Annotated in this window: 14 protein-coding genes; 13 read left to right on the top strand and 1 reads right to left on the bottom strand. The window is 38.4% G+C overall.

The genetic code is table 11. The features are described from left to right. Window positions 1-2 precede the first annotated feature (2 nt). Entirely contained in the window at window positions 3-3,092 is a 3,090-nt protein-coding gene (locus ZA05_RS06525; protein ID WP_053990873.1) for a SusC/RagA family TonB-linked outer membrane protein, read from the bottom strand. A 240-nt stretch (window positions 3,093-3,332) separates the two neighbouring features. Between ZA05_RS06525 and ZA05_RS06520 the strand changes: the two genes are divergently transcribed. The 13 genes from ZA05_RS06520 to asnS all read left to right on the top strand — a co-directional run bounded on the left by ZA05_RS06520 (window position 3,333) and on the right by asnS (window position 17,568). Further along, entirely contained in the window at window positions 3,333-4,373 is a 1,041-nt protein-coding gene (locus ZA05_RS06520) for a sensor histidine kinase (RefSeq protein ID WP_231632459.1), read from the top strand. Further along, on the top strand, window positions 4,370-5,092 hold the full coding sequence (locus ZA05_RS06515; RefSeq protein WP_053990872.1) for a LytTR family DNA-binding domain-containing protein: 723 nt from the start codon (window positions 4,370-4,372) through the stop codon (window positions 5,090-5,092). Before ZA05_RS06520 ends, ZA05_RS06515 begins: the two co-directional genes overlap by 4 nt. Window positions 5,093-5,113: 21 nt before the next feature. Continuing rightward, entirely contained in the window at window positions 5,114-6,442 is a 1,329-nt protein-coding gene (locus ZA05_RS06510) for a sugar MFS transporter (protein WP_231632458.1), read from the top strand. A gap of 11 nt (window positions 6,443-6,453) precedes the next feature. Beyond that, window positions 6,454-7,539, top strand: a complete 1,086-nt coding sequence (locus tag ZA05_RS06505; RefSeq protein ID WP_053990871.1) for an acyltransferase family protein — start codon at window positions 6,454-6,456, stop codon at window positions 7,537-7,539. Window positions 7,540-7,804: 265 nt separating this feature from the next. Next, window positions 7,805-8,260 (top strand): 50S ribosomal protein L13, encoded by a 456-nt coding sequence (gene rplM / locus ZA05_RS06500; protein WP_053976244.1) that lies wholly within the window; start codon window positions 7,805-7,807, stop codon window positions 8,258-8,260. Continuing rightward, on the top strand, window positions 8,260-8,646 hold the full coding sequence (rpsI, locus tag ZA05_RS06495; protein WP_053990870.1) for a 30S ribosomal protein S9: 387 nt from the start codon (window positions 8,260-8,262) through the stop codon (window positions 8,644-8,646). Before rplM ends, rpsI begins: the two co-directional genes overlap by 1 nt. A 143-nt stretch (window positions 8,647-8,789) precedes the next feature. Beyond that, the gene (rpsB, locus tag ZA05_RS06490) at window positions 8,790-9,560 is read left to right on the top strand and encodes a 30S ribosomal protein S2 (protein WP_053991040.1); all 771 of its coding nucleotides are present in this window, start codon (window positions 8,790-8,792) and stop codon (window positions 9,558-9,560) included. 91 nt (window positions 9,561-9,651) lie between these two features. Continuing rightward, window positions 9,652-10,626, top strand: a complete 975-nt coding sequence (gene tsf, locus ZA05_RS06485; protein ID WP_053990869.1) for a translation elongation factor Ts — start codon at window positions 9,652-9,654, stop codon at window positions 10,624-10,626. A gap of 197 nt (window positions 10,627-10,823) precedes the next feature. Further along, window positions 10,824-11,531: a UMP kinase gene (gene pyrH / locus ZA05_RS06480; RefSeq protein ID WP_053990868.1), complete on the top strand. Its 708-nt coding sequence runs from the start codon at window positions 10,824-10,826 to the stop codon at window positions 11,529-11,531. Window positions 11,532-11,579: 48 nt separating this feature from the next. Then, entirely contained in the window at window positions 11,580-12,137 is a 558-nt protein-coding gene (gene frr, locus ZA05_RS06475; RefSeq protein WP_053990867.1) for a ribosome recycling factor, read from the top strand. 105 nt (window positions 12,138-12,242) lie between these two features. After that, a complete protein-coding gene (locus ZA05_RS06470; RefSeq protein ID WP_157514587.1) occupies window positions 12,243-13,478 on the top strand; it encodes a hypothetical protein in 1,236 nt (411 codons plus the stop codon). A gap of 70 nt (window positions 13,479-13,548) precedes the next feature. Beyond that, entirely contained in the window at window positions 13,549-15,942 is a 2,394-nt protein-coding gene (locus tag ZA05_RS06465; RefSeq protein ID WP_053990865.1) for an RND family transporter, read from the top strand. Window positions 15,943-16,134: 192 nt separating this feature from the next. Then, complete coding sequence (gene asnS / locus ZA05_RS06460) at window positions 16,135-17,568, top strand: asparagine--tRNA ligase (RefSeq protein ID WP_053990864.1); 1,434 nt, start codon at window positions 16,135-16,137, stop codon at window positions 17,566-17,568. The last annotated feature ends 86 nt before the right edge of the window (window positions 17,569-17,654 follow it).

Below are 17,654 nucleotides of genomic sequence, written 5' to 3'. Positions count from 1 at the left end.
TTTTAGAAATTTACGTTAATGTTCAACCCGATACTTCTAGTAGAAGGTTGGTTATAGATATCCACTCCCTGAAGTCCCAAACCTGTACTAGCTGCCACATTAGGATCGAACGGTGCATCTTTATAAAAGAAGAACAAATTATTGGCAATCAACGAGAAGCTTACATCATCAATAAACTTGTCTTGTAGATTTAGTCTATACCCTAAAGACAATTCTCTTAAGCTTACATTGGTAGCATCATAGACATACTCACCCAACATACCATCTCTTCCGCCAATAGCATTGAAATACTCTTGTGCTGTGATTTGAGAAGCCACACCACTTTCATCAACCACATCAACCATACCTCCGTTGGTATTTCTAACATCAGCTGAAGCTTGAGACACCCCATATTTATCATTTACAGCCTCGGTAACACTCATAACATCCCCGCCGAACTTTCCATCAATCAAAACATTTAAAGTGAAGTTTCCGAATTCAAACGTATTGTTCCAACCTAAGGTAAAATCAGGCTGGGCGTGCGCTACAGTTTCAAAATCGGTTGACATTAAGGTTCCTGAAGAATTAATTACAGGTGTGCCATTTTCGTCTCTTACCAAGGAACGTGCTTTGATACTTCCAAAATCTTCTCCTTCAATTAAGGAATACTCATATCCGTTCACTCCTCTAGCAGTAATAATTGCTTCACCATCTTGTAAAGATGGGTGTACAGAAATCACTTCATTATCGTTTTGGGCAAAATTCACAGAAGAGTCCCAAGAGAATTTATCTGTCTGTACCGGTGTTGCATTCAACACAATCTCAAAACCTTCATTTGAAATTTCACCGGCATTTACAATGTTTTGTGAATATCCATTTGGATTTGGCTCCGCCTGGATGTAAAAGATTTGATTGAAAGTATTGGTGTTGTAATAAGTAAAGTCGAATCCTAAGCGATTGTTGAAAAAGCGCCACTCGGTTCCAATCTCAAAAGACTTTTGTCTTTCTGGCTCTAATGTTTCACCTTCCAAAGGCGCAAAAGGCGCTGTTCCAATTCCCGTATTGGTAGCATTGATAGAATTAAGAGGAATAGTAGCATATACTGGAATATCCGATCCAACTTCGGCATACGATCCGCGAAGCTTAGCAAAAGAAATACCATCCGGCATATCGAACATTTCAGATAATACAGTCGTCAAACCAATCGATGGATAAAAGAAGGAATTAGAATCGGTATTCACCAAGGTTGAAGACCAATCACTTCTTCCGGTAACGTCCAGGAATATCATATCCTTGAACCCAAAGTTGGCCGATCCAAATACCGACTGCACCTCTCTTCTTCCTACAGATTGGCGAATATTGTTGGTATTGGCAAAGTTGGCTATTGTAAAGACATTAGGATAAATCAAGCCAGCACCATCTCTTCCTGAATCCAAATAAACCTGGTCGCCGATCGTGTATTTTGTCAAACTAGATCCTAAAATTCCACTAAAGGTGAAATTCTCCGAAAAATCTTTATTATAGTTTAAAATGAAGTCGATGTACTGTTGTGAGTTTTCTGTTTTCTCAAGAATATAACGACCGTTATCCCCTGAGTTTACAGGATCTGTTCCCGCATATTGTCTCTTATCAAAAGTGAAAAACGATTTATCGTAACTTCCTCTGGACTGCAAGGAAAGTGCATTTGTAATTTGATACTTAACAGATAGGTTTGCATACACACGCTGCGCAATATCCTTACTCGGACTTCTATGAATTAACCAATATGGGTTTTGTTGAATATTCTCATCAAAAGACGTAGCATATTGATCCATTTGGTTCAAAGCCGTATTGAAATATTCATATTTGTTTTTATAAATATCTCTATCAATTCCTACAGGATGCAAATACACGCCTGTCAATGGATTTGAATACAAACCATTGGTTGGGCGATTCCAAATACGTTGGTCTGATAAATTAATACTTGCAGATACATCAATTTTTTCATTTAAAAACTTCGCTGTTTCCCTAAGAGTAATATTATTTCTCACCAAACGGTTCTCAGGAATCACACCTTCCCCAATAGTATTGGCATAAGAAAAATAGGTTTGGGCCTTTTGGTTCCCCGCTGTTAGCGACATGGAACTAATTGAAGTAAATCCAGTGTTGAAGAAATCTTTTGGGTCATTAGACAAACCTCCTACTTTATCTCCCCAAGATTTCGCGTCTACTACCCTTCCATTTTCAGCAATGGGTTGTCCAACAGAAACACTTTGGTATTCCGATTGCAACTCAGGCAAAGACATCACATTGTCCACGGTAAAATTAGAAGTGAAGTTTACAGCTAAAGTTCCCTCCTTACCTTTTTTAGTAGTTATTAAAATCACCCCGTTTGCTCCTTGACTTCCATACAAAGCCGAAGCCGAAGCTCCTTTCAAAACTGTCATACTTTCAATATCATCTGGATTGATCATGGACATGACATCTCCTCCATCACGGTTACCTGTTTGGCTACCAAAAATATCTGTACCGGGTTCATTTCCGTTAGAACCGTTTCCACTATTTAACATTGGAATACCATCAATTACATATAGTGGATCATTATCACTTGTAGAGGCATTACCCCTCAAAACCACTTTAACAGCACCCCCCAAACCAGAAGAACTTCTTGAAATTGTAACCCCGGCAGACTTACCAGACAAACTATTAATAGGGTTGGTTTGCTTCACTTTGGTAAGCTCATCACCACTTACCTCTTGCGCCGAATAAGTCAAGGCCTTTTTCTCTTTGGAAATCCCCAAAGCCGTAACAATTACTTCTCCCAACATCTCCGTATCTTCCGCCAATTGCACATTTATAACATTGCTATCTGCAACTGTGACCTTTTTGGAGGTCATTCCCAAATAACTAAAAGTAAGTACGTCACCAACCGATGCCGTTAAGGTATAATTACCATCAAAATCTGTTTGCGTCCCATGGGTAGTTCCTTCAACCAACACATTGACACCTGGAATAGGCATCCCATTGGCCTGGGAAGTAACAGTTCCGGTCACTGTTTTTTCCTGCGCAAATGTGAAGTTTACAGCAAAAAATAACAATGAACACAAAAACGTCATTTTTAAATTGTGTTTCATAAAATGAATTGTTTAGTTGTTTATTGATGTCCAAAGTAACTAGGATGAAAAATATTAAGAAAAAAAATATATAAACGACAAGAATTAACACACAGACAACATTCTATTAACGATAAACGATTTCCTACAAATAAACAATTGTCATTTTTATTGCTAATCACATAATATATTTCTAAAATTGTCATAATTATTTAAAGAATCAACAACACAAATATTCATTTAAAACAAAAACCTCAACTCTTGCTTAACAAAAAAATAGCTAACAATATTCCTTTAAAGTATCATATCCTGTTTTGGTTGCTGTACTTTTCGTTTAATGTGGTACGATGGGGGAGCTATTTCAATGACTATTGGTATTCCTTAAAATCCAACCTTGTTGAATTCCCAATCCACATTATTGTGGTGTATATCAATGTATATTATCTCATTCCGAAATTCATTTTAAGGCGGAAATACAAAACCTACATAGCCTGGCTCTTTGGGATCCTTATCTTGGTTTATTTGGTAAGAACGGGACTCAACTATCTTTTGGTAACCAAGGAAATTTGGCCAGAAGCCGAGGAGGCCGGAAAGTTCCTTGAGACCAACCACCTCATTGCCGTAATTTTGGGAGAGCTATATGTTTTGGCCTTTGTAACCGCCATACAACTGCTTATTGATTGGCCAATAGAATTGCGTCGAAATGAAGACCTTGCCAAGTTACAACTGAGCACGGAATTGAAATTTTTGAGAACCCAAATACAGCCGCATTTCTTCTTCAACACCTTAAACAACCTTTACTCGCTCACTCTACAAAAATCGGATGACGCTCCAAGGTTAGTAATTAAACTTTCGGACATTATGCAATATGTACTGTATGAAGTGAACAGCTCCAAAGCCAATTTGCTGGAAGAAATCAACCATATCAATAATTATATCGACATAGAACATATTCGTTTTAAGGACCGCATAGATTCTGAACTTGACATTACTGGAGATATTGAAGACGTTCAGGTACCACCTCTACTGTTTTTATCATTCATTGAAAACTGTTTCAAACATGGTTTAAAAGGAAATGACAATATCAAGATTAATATGAGTTTTGAAATTCTCAACAAACACTATCTGGAATTCAAATTATCCAATACGTTTAACCCAGAAGTTGTTCAAGAAAACAACCACGGCATTGGGATTGCCAACACCAAGCGAAGGTTAAATTTATTATTTTCTAATGATTATGTCCTTGAAACTGATATTTTAGACGACACTTATAACATTTACTTAAAAATTCCTATCCAATGAAAATTAAGTGCGTAATCATAGATGACGAATCGTTGGCCATTGAAGTGATCGAAAGTCACCTAAAAAACTTTGACCATGTAGAAATTTTGGGCACTTTCAATAATCCCCTAAAGGCTTACAGCCTCTTGGAACAGGAAAAAATAGATATTGTTTTTCTGGATATCAATATGCCACAAATGTCCGGATTCACTTTTATCGAAAACCTAAATCACAAACCTCTTATTGTTATTACAACCGCTTACAGGGAATATGCTGTAAAGAGTTTTGAACTCAATGTTTTGGATTATTTGGTCAAACCCATCCCTTTTACTCGCTTTTTAAAAACCATGAATAAGGTGTACCAGCAGGTTTATCTTAACAATGTAAGCAATGATTCCAACCTTCAACAGGAACCCCATATTTTCCTTAAGGTGAATAAAAAACTGATCAAGGTGAATTTGGGGGATATTCTGTATATAGAAAGCTTAAAGGACTACGTGAAAGTCATTACAACCATGGGCGATTATGTAGTTCACAAATCCCTTACAGCTATCAGCGAGGAATTACCACAATCCAATTTCATCAGGGTGCACAGGTCCTACACCATTTCAATCAATAAAATTGTAGCCCTTGAAGGAAATACTATTGAGATTTCCAATAAAAAAATACCCATTGGGAGAAACTACCTTAAACAAACCAAAGAACGCATCTTCAATACCACTGAGGATATAGAAAACTAACTATTACTTAAAATTTAACTTATGTCTAAAGCTATAGATATGCCCGTTTCGCAAAAACAAAGCAGCTTGTTCCCAATTCTGGTCATTGCCGGATTGTTTTTCATTTTTGGATTCATTACCTGGATAAACGGGGCCTTGATACCCTTTATGAAAACCATCAACGAATTAACCGATGCCCAATCCTATTTGGTGGCCTCGGCCTCTTACATATCCTTTGTGGTCATGGCGCTTCCAGCCTCTTTTATCATTGGTAAAATTGGTTATAAAAAAAGTATGTCTCTAGGCCTTATCATCATGGCTTTGGGCGCCTTATTATTCATTCCTGCCGCTGAAGCCAGAACCTATTGGGTATTCCTTACAGGAATTTTTATTCAAGGTGCTGGTATGACCTTATTACAGACCGCCTCCAATCCTTACATTACCATTTTGGGACCTATTGAAAGTGCTGCAAAACGTATTGCGATTATGGGTATTGCCAACAAGGTTGCCGGCGCTTTGGGTTCAGTTATTTTTGGAGCTCTTTTACTTTCAGGAATTGATGACATTAAGGAACAACTAAGCACTGTAGATGCCACTGAAAAAGCTTCATTACTCAACCAAATGGCCGATAGCGTGGTCATGCCTTATATTGTCATGGCGCTTGTTTTATTCATTTTGGGAATCTTGATTAGAAAAGTAAACCTTCCCCATGTTGAAGCAGAACAAGAGGAATTGAAGGAAGGCGAAACTGCCAAAGTAAGCATCTTCCAATTCCCTCATTTATGGTTGGGCGTGATTGCACTTTTTGTATACGTGGGAGCCGAAGTAATTGCCGGCGACACTATTATTTCCTACGGACTCTCCTTGAATTTACCAGTTGAAGAAGCCAAATTCTTCACGCTTTTCACCTTAATGGCTATGGTATTCACCTACGCCTTAGGCGTCTTTTTGATTCCTAAATATATGAGTCAGGTTTTTGCCCTAAAAGCCAGTGCCGTATTGGGGATTTTGTTTTCCATATGTATTTTGTTAACTACTGGGTTTACATCGGTTTTATTTGTTGCCGCGTTAGGAATTGCAAATGCTTTGGTATGGCCTGCCATTTGGCCTCTGGCTTTAAAAGGCCTAGGGAATTTCACCAAAACCGGATCGGCTCTTTTAATTATGGCGATCTCTGGAGGCGCCATAATTCCGCCGTTGTACGGAACTTTGGTTGACCATAAAAAGGAAGCTCTATTGGCCAGTGGTGCAGATGCCGTAAATTCAGCATCGGAAGCATCAACCTCCAGCTATTGGATTTTAATTCCATGTTATGTTTTGATTCTATTCTATGCCCTTTACGGACACAAAATAAGATTCAAAAACGGTTAAGATTTTCTTTCATGAAAAATAGAATTCAAGCTGTTGACCTTTTACGGGGATTCACTATTGTGGCCATGATTTTGGTCAACACTCCCGGGGATTGGAATCATGTTTATGAACCACTTTTACATGCTGAATGGAATGGACTCACTCCAACAGATTTAATCTTTCCGTTCTTCTTGTTTATTGTGGGCATCTCTATCTATTTTTCGTATAAAAACAAACCCAACACAGTCCCAACCTATCGAAAAATAACCATTAGAAGTTTAAAACTGATTGGCTTGGGACTCTTTCTAAACCTATTTGTCCCATATCTCCCACTTATTACGGACTTAAGCATCTTCAGAATTCCGGGTGTTTTACAACGGATTGGAATCGTCTTTTTGATTTCCTCCATCTTACACCTCAATTGCAAACCAAGAACGCTGCTTTTTATCAGCATTGCCATTTTAATATCCTATTCCATTTTTTTAGGATGGATTCCTTTTCCAAACGGTACATTGCCTAGCTTGGATAGAGCACCAAATAATTGGGCCAATTATATAGACCTTAAAATTTTTGGGCAGCATATGTGGAAAGCAGATTACGACCCAGAAGGATTGTTGAGCACATTGCCTTCAATCGTGAGTTGTGTTACTGGCATTCTCATCGGGAAGCTTTTGGATGGACCAACGCCTTTAAGATATTTGACAAGAGCAATCCTGATACTTTTGAGTTCCGGCTATCTATTGAGTATTTGGATCCCCATCAACAAAGCCTTGTGGAGCAGTAGCTTTGTACTAGTCACCAGTGGTTGGGGCACACTTATCCTCACCATTATATATTATATTACCGATGTAAGGAAACTATCTTTCGGGGGGATATTCAAGCAGGTCGGCATGAATGCCATAGTCATTTACTTCCTATCAAGTTTGATTTCAAAATCATTTTACTTAATTCCCATAGGAGAATCTGACAACGTACATTCATGGCTTTACCAGAAGCTCTTTGTGTTTTCTTCTATTCCTCATGAATTCTCATCTTTACTATATGCCTTAGCTGTAGTATTATGCTATATGGCATTGGCTCATATGCTTTATAAACGCAATATATTTATCAAGGTTTAAGGCCTTAATTCACAATAAATATATTTGGCAAACCTCAATCAAGAAGCCAAAGTTTGTTCTCCCCATTAAAACAGAAAGTTCAGCTATCAACAACAAAAACCACCAAACACCCCTAACACATTGAAAGTGTTTCACTAAACTGAGGCACCAATCCATTTTGATTAACGGATAAAATTTAAGCTCGCACTATTTGGTAATCAAATATATAATCGTAAATTTGCAAACTCTTTTTGAGAGAGGAATGTTTAATTTAAATTAAGTAAGTGTGGACACATTAAGCTACAAAACTATTTCAGCAAACAAAGCTACTGTAAACAAAGAGTGGGTTTTGGTTGACGCTGAAGGTCAGACTTTAGGTCGTTTAGCTTCAAAAGTTGCAAAACTTTTAAGAGGTAAACATAAGCCTAACTTCACACCACACGTTGATTGCGGAGATAACGTAATTGTTATCAATGCAGAGAAAATCAACTTGACAGGAAACAAGTGGAACGACAAAACCTACATTCGTCACACAGGTTACCCAGGTGGTCAAAGAAGTTTAACTGCTACCGAGATGTTTGGAAAAGATCCAGCAAGGTTAGTAGAAAAATCAGTAAAAGGAATGTTGCCTAAAAACAAATTAGGAGCAAACTTATTCCGTAATCTAAATGTTGTTGTTGGTGCAGCTCATACTCATGAAGCTCAAAAACCAAAAACAATTAACTTAAACGAATTCAATTAATGGAAGTAATTCACAAAATCGGCCGTAGAAAGACGGCTGTTGCTCGTGTGTATGTAGCCCAAGGATCTGGGAACATCACGGTTAACAAAAAAGACATGGCGGTTTATTTTCCTACTGCAACCTTACAGTACAAAGTAAACCAACCTTTGGCCATGACTAACAATGATGGCAACTTTGACATTACTGTTAATGTATATGGTGGTGGTATTACCGGTCAAGCAGAAGCTATCCGTTTAGCAATTTCTCGCGCTATGTGTGAGATAGATGCAGAAAACAGATTGGTTTTAAAGCCAGAAGGTTTATTGACAAGAGACCCAAGAATGGTAGAGCGTAAGAAATTCGGTCAGAAGAAAGCTCGTAAGAAATTCCAGTTCTCTAAACGTTAATCCCACAGTAAAAGAAACAACCCAGTTTTTGTTGTCCATAGCCTGTTAAGGTTAGGATTTAGTTTAGCATCTAAATGGATAAGGCGATTGCCCAGCATGACCACTTAGCCATTGCTAATCAACAGAACGTAAACTATTACAAAATGGAAAAAGTAGAAGTAAAAGAATTATTAGAAGCAGGTGTACATTTTGGTCACTTGACCAGAAAATGGGATCCAAACATGGCTCCTTACATCTACATGGAGCGTAACGGCATCCATATCATCAATCTTTACAAGACAGCTGCAAAAATCGAAGAGACTGCTGAGGCTCTTCACAAAATTGCTGCTTCTGGAAAGAAAATCTTATTTGTAGCTACAAAAAAGCAAGCAAAAGACATCGTTGCTGAAAAAGCAGGCGCTGTAAACATGCCATACATCACTGAAAGATGGCCAGGTGGAATGTTGACCAACTTTGTAACTATCAGAAAAGCTGTTAAGAAAATGGCTTCTATCGATAGAATGAAAAAAGATGGAACTTTCAACACCCTATCTAAAAAAGAGCGTTTACAAGTAGACCGTTTAAGAGCTAAGTTGGAGAAAAACTTAGGTTCTATTAGCGATATGACTCGTTTGCCAGGAGCTTTGTTTGTAGTGGACATCAAACGTGAGCACATTGCAATTAAAGAAGCACAAAAATTAAACATTCCAATCTTTGCAATGGTCGACACCAACTCTGACCCACGTCAAGTTGACTATTTGATTCCTTCAAATGATGATGCTTCAAAATCTATAGATAAAGTTTTATCTCTAGTAACTTCAGCTATCGCTGATGGTTTGGCCGAAAGAAAATCGGACAAAGTTGCTAAAGAAGAAGGTAAAACTGCAGCAAAGAAACCAGCAAAAGCTAAAGTTGCTGGAGACGAAGAAGAATAAGATAACATTTACAAAACACAAATAAGTCGTTTAATTCTTTTCTTTGTTGAAAATTAATTGAACGACTTTTTTTTAAAAAATTCAAATACTTATGGAAGGTACAGTAAAAATTACAGCTGCTGAAGTAAACAAGCTAAGACAGGCTACTGGAGCCGGTATGATGGACTGTAAAAAAGCTTTGGTTGAGGCTGAAGGTGATTTTGACAAAGCTATCGAGGTTTTACGTAAGAAAGGTCAAAAAGTAGCAGAAAAGAGAGCTGACAGAGATTCTTCTGAAGGTGCTGCTGTTGCTAAAGTAAACGATGACAACACTGTAGGTGTAACTATCGTTTTAGGATGTGAAACTGACTTCGTTGGTAAAAACGAAAACTTTGTGGCCCTTGCCAACCAATTGGCTGAATTGGCACTTACCGTAGATTCTAAAGAGGCTTTATTGGCTGCTGAGATCGACGGAATGACTGTTGCTGACAAATTAACTGAGCAAACTGGTGTTATCGGTGAAAAACTTGACATCACTGCTTTTGAAAGATTGGAAGCTCCATACGTTGGACAATACGTTCACATCAACAAAATTGGTGCTTTAGTTGGATTGTCTGCTAAAGTTGACAACGCTGATGTATTGGTAAAAGATGTAGCAATGCAAGTAGCTTCTATGGGAGCAACTACTTTGTCTTACAAAGATTTCGATCCTGCTTTTATCGCTTCTGAAACTGAAGCTAGAATTGCCGTTATCGAAAAAGACAATGAAGAATTGGCGCGTTTGGGTAAAACTCTTAAAAACGTACCTAAATTCATCTCTATGGCCCAATTGACAGATGAGGCCTTGGCCCAAGCTGAAGAGGATGCTAAAGCACAATTGAAAGCTGAAGGGAAGCCAGAGCAAATTTGGGACAAAATTTTACCTGGTAAAATGGAGCGTTTCATTTCAGACAACACTACTTTAGACCAAGAGCAATGTTTATTGGACCAAAACTTCATCAAAGATGAAAAAATCAATGTTGCCAAATATGTTGAGTCTTACGGTGATGTAACTATTACAGATTTCAAACGTGTAACAGTAGGATAATCTCAATCCTGTTCATAAAAATTAAAAAAGCTTCTCCTTTACGAGAAGCTTTTTTTATAACCCAAAAACAAAAAAATATTGTAGTTTTGCTAAACTTTCAAAAGTACTGGAAATTGGGTGTCTCTGGCTTTCATATCCACTGACCAAAAGACACTTAAAGTTGACAGCTTCTTTTAAAAACAAATCGTCTCAAACTAATGAAATACAAAAGAATACTTCTAAAATTATCCGGAGAAGCACTAATGGGAAGCCGTCAATATGGGATTGACCCTGAACGATTGGCTGAATATGCAGATGACATTAAATCCATAACAGACAAAGGCGTTGAAGTGGCCATTGTTATAGGAGGAGGAAATATTTTTAGAGGTGTAGCCGGAGCAAGCAATGGCATGGATCGCGTTCAAGGAGACCATATGGGTATGTTGGCAACCGTAATCAATGGATTGGCCTTACAGAGTGCCTTGGAGAATGCAGACATCCCAACACGTTTGCAAACCGCCATCAAAATAAATGAAGTAGCCGAACCATTCATCCGCCGTAAGGCCATGCGCCATTTAGAGAAAGGCCGTGTGGTAATTTTTGGTGGAGGCACTGGAAATCCTTATTTTACAACAGATTCTGCAGCCGTATTGCGCGCCATCGAAATAGAAGCCGATGTTATCCTAAAAGGAACGCGTGTGGATGGTATTTACAATGCCGACCCTGAAAAGGACAATACTGCCGTAAAATTTGACCATATCACCTTTGAAGATGTACTTCAAAAAGGCTTGAAAGTCATGGACACCACAGCCTTTACTTTAAGTCAGGAAAACCAATTACCAATCATTGTATTCGACATGAACACAAAAGGCAATCTCTTGAAAGTGGTTTCCGGTGAAAACATTGGTACCAAAGTAAACTTATAGCCCCTTACCATAAAGCTTATTTTTTGTAATTACATTAAATTTCACAAAATGAACGAAGACATTCAATTTATATTAGATTCAACCAAAGAAGCAATGGATAATGCCATCAAGCATTTGGAAAAACAATTCGTGAATATTAGAGCTGGAAAGGCTAGTCCTGCTATGCTTGGAAGCGTTATGGTAGATTATTATGGATCCCAAACTCCATTGAACCAAGTTGCCAATGTTAATACACCAGATGGAAGAACCATTACGGTGCAACCTTGGGAAAAAAGTATGCTTCAAGAAATTGAGCGCGGGATTATGTTGGCCAATCTAGGTTTTAATCCAATGAACAATGGAGAAACCATCATCATTAACGTTCCGCCATTAACCGAAGAACGTCGTAGAGACTTGGTAAAACAAGCCAAGACTGAAGCTGAAGATGCTAAAATTGGTGTAAGAAGCGCTAGAAAGGATGCCAATAATGACATCAAAAAGCTTTCGGATGTCTCTGAAGACCTTCAAAAAAATGGTGAAATTGACGTACAAGAAATCACAGATAAATACGTTAAGAAGATAGATGAACTTTTAGCTGTAAAAGAGAAAGAAATCATGACAGTATAAAGAAAAGCGACATCCAATGTCGCTTTTTTTAGGTCCATTTTAACAACTTTTCCCTCGTACTTCATGCGTAAGCACTGCATTTTCCTATTTCTATTTTTAGCTACAATGTTCGTGCAGTCGCAAACAGTATCGACTAGCTCCCAAAACAATACCAAACAGGATTCCTTAAGACGCAGGGCCTTTATCACCAATATTGGCAACGGTTATTTCCCTACTAAATATTTCAATTTTGATTTGCGCTATTTAGTTAAATTCAACCAATATGAAGGGTTTCGCACTGGTTTGGGAGCCATAACCAATGACGCCTTTTCCAACAGGTATCGCGTAAACGGCTACCTATCTTATGGTTTTCGTGATAACCGATTTAAATACAGTATTGGAGGGGGCACTAGAGTAAGACCCCGTTCCAATACTTGGATCAACGCGGCCTATACCGATGACCTTCAAGAAACGGGAAGCTCCACTTTTTTAACGGACAAACGCTTTTTTCAATTGTTTCAACCGCGATTGCTCAACATTGATCTTTTCCACAGGTTAATCAATCGAACAATCTCCTTGGAACATCGTATTTCTCCACACCTCCTATCCGAAATCCAATTGGCCAGCACCGATGTGTTGCCAACCTATTCGTATTTATTTTTTGTGGACAACCAATTCTATCATGATTTTGATTTGACGACTTCCATTGTATCCTTGCAGTGGAGTCCATTTAGTAGATATGAATATGTGAATGACAAATTAAAGGAACTCAAGAAAGGGTTTCCTCAATTCACACTACAATATACCCAGAGCTATAAGGATATTTTTGGCGGAAATTTTAATTTCCTAAAATTAGACTTTAGGAGCATTTATCAAATAGAATACCCCAATGCATCGGTTACAAAATTCACACTACGTGCAGGAATTGCAAAAGGAAAGACTCCGTTGACCCATTTGTACCACACCTACCCCAATAACATTACCAAGGAAACCATTTTACAACGTTTTTCGGTAGCAGGTTTGAACAGTTTTGAAACCATGTATTTTAATGAGTTCTTTTCAGATAGGTTTACAACCCTTCAACTGAAACACTTTTTCAAACCCTTCAAAATCACCGAACGTTACCAACCCCAGCTCGTATTGATTACACGCTACGCCGTAGGAGATATGGACCATATTGACAGGCATCAAAATGTAACGTTTGGCACCTTGGACAAAGGCTATACGGAATCTGGTTTGGAAATCAACAAACTACTGTTCGGTTTTGGACTTAGTTTTGCCTATCGCTATGGCGCCTACCACTTACCTAGGGAGGAGGACAACATTGCCCTTAAGTTTACTTTCAACCTAACCCTGAGATAGAATTAAATAGCCTATTTTGCAGCCTAATCCTTAGCTTTTTCCTACCTTTGTCGCCTGTTTTTATCAAGCTATGCTCAAACTATTTACAACAGGCTTTTGGGAAGTCGTTGCAAGACTTATTTTACGTAACAAAGTAGCTATTTTAATTGGCATTGTTCTGGTTACGTTATTCTTCAGCTATCAATGGAAATACATGCGCTTCACCTTTACGGAAGCCAATTTATTGCCCGATGACCATGAGGTTAATGTTACCTATAACCACTTTCTGGATATCTTTGGAGAAGAAGGTAACCTTATTGTAATTGGGGTCAAGGACTCTACCCTGTTCACGGTAGATAAACTAAATGCCTGGAACAGCCTTTCAGAAAGCTTCAAGCCTTATGAAGAGGTTGAAACCGTTGTTTCTATTAAAGACCTTCAAAAACTTGTAAAAAACAATGAAGCCCAAAAGTTTGATTTGGAACCCTTCATCAAGGATTCCATTCATTCCTTGGAGCAAATCAACACCTTAGAGAAGGAACTCTTCCAAAAATATCCTTTTTATGACAACTTCCTTTTCAATAAGGAAACGAAAACGGTGAGAACGGCCATTTACATGAAAAAGGATATTGTTAACACCTCTCTTAGGAAAGATTTTATAGAGCAAATCCTTGAACCTAAAATTGCGGAATTTGAAAGTGCCAACAATCTGGATGTCCGCGTATCCGGAATGCCCTATATCAGGACGTTAAATGCGAAGAGCATCATTGATGAAATTGGACTATTTATTGGAGCCGCACTTTTGGTAACCTCCTTGATCTTCTTTTTCTTCTTTAGATCCTTCAGGGCCACCTTCATTTCCTTAATCGTGGTTTGTATTGGAGTTATGTGGACCTTCGGGATACTGGGCTTGTTCAAATATGAAATTACCGTCTTAACAGCCTTAATCCCTCCATTAATTATTGTAATTGGGATTCCTAACTGTATTTTCTTGATCAACAAGTTCCAACATGAGGTAAAATTGCACGGTAATAAGGTTAAATCGCTACAGCGTGTAATTACCAAAATTGGTAATGCCACCTTGATGACCAACATAACCACTGCTTCAGGTTTTGCGACGTTTATTCTTACCCAGAGTAAGCTTTTAAAAGAATTTGGTATTGTAGCCTCCTTAAGTATTTTGGGCATTTTTGTGTTGTGCTTATTGATAATCCCTATTGTTTACACCTTCTTGCCTTACCCTAAGGAGCGCCATCTAGAGCACCTCAACAAACGTTGGATAAGCACCATTGTTGATTGGATGGTAAGAATGGTAAAGGAACACAAAATTGCTATTTACTCTATTTCATTGGTTCTTATGATAGCTAGTATCATAGGTATTTACCAAATGAAAATTTCTGGTAGTTTGATTGAGGACATGCCACAGGATACCGAGTTCTTTGATGATATTAGATTCTTTGAAAGTGAATTTAACGGCATCATGCCCTTAGAGATTATGGTGGATACCAAACGTAAAAAAGGGGTTATGAAATTGAGTACCCTGAAGCGTATGAACGAGTTGGAGGAAGTCATCAATGAAACTCCAGAATTGTCAAAGCCCATTTCAGTAGTGAGCCTCTTGAAATATTCCAAACAGGCCTATTACAATGGCAATCCTAAATACTACCAGTTGCCAACAAGCCAAGAAAACAGTTTTATTTTATCCTACGCCAAAAACTCATCATCTGATGTAGACCTACTAAAAAACTTTGTAGACAGTACAGGACAATATGCGCGTATCACCACATTTATGAAGGATATTGGCACCGATAGGATGGAGCGTATAGAAGAAGATTTGCAAGCAAAAATCAATAAGGTATTCCCAGAGGAACAATACACAATAACCCTTACGGGTAAAGCCTTGGTCTTCCAAAAAGGCACCAAATATTTGGTAAAAAACCTAGTAATTTCATTGTCATTGGCCATTTTGTTGATTTCCCTATTTATGGCCTATATGTTCCGTTCGTTTAGAATGATTATCGTATCCTTAATCCCTAACCTATTACCACTATTGGTAACGGCAGGATTAATGGGCTTTTTGGGAGTACCTATCAAACCGTCCACAATTTTGGTGTTTAGTATTGCCTTTGGTATTTCAGTAGATGATACCATTCACTTTTTGGCAAAATACAGACAGGAGCTCCAAGCCAACCACTGGAAAATCAGAAAATCGGTGTTTGGCGCCCTACGTGAAACTGGAGTAAGTATGTTCTATACCTCCATAGTGCTATTCTTCGGGTTCTCGGTATTTACCATCTCAAGTTTTGGAGGAACGGTAGCCTTGGGAGCCCTAGTTTCGGCCACCTTGTTGTTTGCTATGCTGTCCAATTTATTGTTGTTGCCGTCATTGTTACTATCCCTGGAAAGAAGTATTGCCAATAAGGAAGTATTGAGAGAGCCTTCCATCAATATCATTCCAGAGGAAGACGAGGAAGACCTACTTTAAATTTAACCAAATAATTATTTGAATAAGGGAAAGTCTCGTTGGATTTAAATACCAATTATCGATAAAAATGCCGTTTGGCTTTTTTATCTTTGCAGTTCAAAACTTAAAACCAATAACCTATTTGCATTTTGAAGCCAGTTTGTTTACAATCACTTCGATGCAAATAAGCTTTAAAACAATATTGATTTAGAAATGAAATCACATACAATTGCCGACTTATTATCGCAGGATATCACATTTCATGACATAGAAATTAAAGGTTGGGTACGCACTTTTAGAGCCAACAGATTTATCGCCTTAAACGATGGATCTACAATTCACAACATTCAGTGTGTGGTGGATTTTGAAAACACCGATCCTTCTACCCTAAAACGAATCACCACCGGTGCTGCCGTTCATATTGTAGGGGAACTGGTAGAAAGCCAAGGAAAAGGCCAACGTGTGGAAATCCAGGTAAAGTCGATTGAGATTTTAGGAGATTCCGATCCGGAAACCTATCCTATTCAACCAAAAAAACACACTTTCGAATTCCTACGTGAAAATGCACACCTGCGCACTAGAACCAATACCTTTAGTGCCGTAATGCGTTTGCGTTCGTCATTGTCTTTTGCCATACACAAGTACTTTAACGAGAATGGTTTCTACTACATGCACACGCCTATCATTACAGGAAGTGATGCTGAAGGGGCTGGCGAAATGTTTAGAGTGTCTGCTTTGGACGCCAAAAACCCGCCATTGAATGAAGAAGGAAATGTAGACTATAAAGAAGATTTCTTCGGAAAGGAAACCAACCTAACGGTATCAGGACAATTGGAAGCTGAAACCTATGCCATGTCGTTGGGGAAAGTATATACGTTCGGCCCTACATTTAGAGCCGAAAACTCCAATACTTCAAGACACCTTGCCGAGTTCTGGATGATTGAACCAGAAGTTGCTTTTATGGACTTGGCAGGCAATATGGATCTTGCAGAAAATTTCATGAAATCTGTGATCAACTATGTCTTGGAGCATAACATGGACGACCTTAAATTCTTGGAGCAACGTCTATTGGATGAGGAAAAAACAAAACCTCAGGCCGAGCGCAGCGAGATGAGCCTTATTGAAAAACTTAGGTTTGTTGCAGACAACAACTTCAAACGTGTAAGCTATACCGAGGCCATCGATATTCTGAGAAACTCAAAGCCAAACAAAAAGAAGAAATTCAACTATATCATTAACGAATGGGGTGCAGACCTTCAAAGTGAACACGAGCGTTTCCTTGTTGAAAAGCACTTTAAGTGTCCAGTAATCCTGTTTGATTATCCGGCCAACATCAAAGCCTTCTACATGCGCTTGAACGACGATGGAAAAACGGTTCGTGCCATGGATATTTTGTTCCCTGGTATTGGAGAAATCGTTGGTGGATCTCAGCGTGAAGAGCGTTTGGAAGTTCTGAAAGAAAAGATGAAAGCCTTGGACATCGAGGAAGAAGAATTGTGGTGGTACCTGGACTTGCGCAAGTACGGAACTGCAGTTCACTCTGGCTTTGGACTTGGGTTTGAACGCTTGGTAATGTTTGCCACGGGAATGACCAATATTAGAGATGTCATCCCTTATCCAAGAACACCTCAAAACGCCGATTTTTAATAAAAAATTAGCATAAATCATTTCAAAACAACCTATGTTTACATTTTAATATAGGTTGTTTTTTTTACCTTTATCCGAAAGCAATT

Source organism: Mangrovimonas sp. TPBH4, from assembly GCF_001280505.1.
Classification (GTDB): domain Bacteria; phylum Bacteroidota; class Bacteroidia; order Flavobacteriales; family Flavobacteriaceae; genus Mangrovimonas_A.
The sequence above is the reverse complement of the archived record's forward strand: the minus strand, read 5'-3'. Positions and strand labels throughout refer to the sequence as shown.

Bases quoted from the DNA above. Each gene is read 5' to 3' on its own strand.
- ZA05_RS06525 (WP_053990873.1), bottom strand. From the start codon at position 3,092: ATGAAACACAATTTAAAAATGACGTTTTTGTGTTCATTGTTATTTTTT.
- ZA05_RS06515 (WP_053990872.1), top strand. From the start codon at position 4,370: ATGAAAATTAAGTGCGTAATCATAGATGACGAATCGTTGGCCATTGAA.
- ZA05_RS06510 (WP_231632458.1), top strand. From the start codon at position 5,114: ATGTCTAAAGCTATAGATATGCCCGTTTCGCAAAAACAAAGCAGCTTG.
- ZA05_RS06505 (WP_053990871.1), top strand. From the start codon at position 6,454: ATGAAAAATAGAATTCAAGCTGTTGACCTTTTACGGGGATTCACTATT.
- rpsI (WP_053990870.1), top strand. From the start codon at position 8,260: ATGGAAGTAATTCACAAAATCGGCCGTAGAAAGACGGCTGTTGCTCGT.
- rpsB (WP_053991040.1), top strand. From the start codon at position 8,790: ATGGAAAAAGTAGAAGTAAAAGAATTATTAGAAGCAGGTGTACATTTT.
- tsf (WP_053990869.1), top strand. From the start codon at position 9,652: ATGGAAGGTACAGTAAAAATTACAGCTGCTGAAGTAAACAAGCTAAGA.
- pyrH (WP_053990868.1), top strand. From the start codon at position 10,824: ATGAAATACAAAAGAATACTTCTAAAATTATCCGGAGAAGCACTAATG.
- frr (WP_053990867.1), top strand. From the start codon at position 11,580: ATGAACGAAGACATTCAATTTATATTAGATTCAACCAAAGAAGCAATG.
- ZA05_RS06470 (WP_157514587.1), top strand. From the start codon at position 12,243: ATGTTCGTGCAGTCGCAAACAGTATCGACTAGCTCCCAAAACAATACC.
- ZA05_RS06465 (WP_053990865.1), top strand. From the start codon at position 13,549: ATGCTCAAACTATTTACAACAGGCTTTTGGGAAGTCGTTGCAAGACTT.
- asnS (WP_053990864.1), top strand. From the start codon at position 16,135: ATGAAATCACATACAATTGCCGACTTATTATCGCAGGATATCACATTT.